At 60.3% G+C, this 720-nt stretch carries 1 protein-coding gene; it reads left to right on the forward strand.

Features of this window, described 5'->3' with window-relative positions; all coding sequences use genetic code 11:
• The coding region (locus tag NKJ06_RS35635) for an AMP-binding protein (RefSeq protein ID WP_352812620.1) at positions 1-720 on the forward strand (720 nt) is incomplete at both ends.

Below are 720 nucleotides of genomic sequence, written 5' to 3' on the forward strand. Positions count from 1 at the left end.
ACCCCGACCCGCGCGCGCTGGGGCTCACCCCCCGCCATCTCGCCTACATCATCTACACCTCGGGCTCCACCGGGACGCCCAAGGGAGCACAGAATGAGCATCGGGCTATTATCAATCGCCTGATCTGGATGCAAAAAGCCTACGCTCTCAATGCAACCGATGTCGTCTTGCAGAAGACGCCATTTGGCTTCGATGTCTCGGCCTGGGAGTTCTTCTGGACGTTGCTTGAAGGGGCGACCCTGGTGCTGGCGCCTCCGGCTGCACACAAAGACCCAGACGCGCTTGTAGACTTGATAATTAGCCAACGCATCACCACGGCACACTTTGTACCCTCGATGTTGGTCAGCTTTATCGATACAAAGGGTGTCGATCGCTGCACATCGCTGCAGCGTCTCATATGCAGTGGCGAGGCGCTTGCTGCCGCCAGTGTGCACAAGGTTAGGCGCCTATTGCCTTGGACTGGCCTGCACAATCTATATGGTCCCACGGAAGCAGCTATCGACGTGACGGCCTGGAATTGCCCGGCTGATTTTGACGGGTCAGTTGTCCCGATCGGGCGTCCGATTGCGAACACGCGGATCTATCTTCTGGACGCTCATGGTGGGCCGGTGCCGTTGGGGGCGGTGGGCGAGCTTTATATCGGCGGGGCCGGGGTTGCGCGCGGCTACCTCAACCGGCCCGAGCTGACGGCCGAGCGGTTCATCGCCAGCTCCTTTGTGG

The sequence above is a fragment of the Mesorhizobium sp. M0293 genome (assembly GCF_040321735.1).
Classification (GTDB): Bacteria; Pseudomonadota; Alphaproteobacteria; order Rhizobiales; family Rhizobiaceae; genus Mesorhizobium.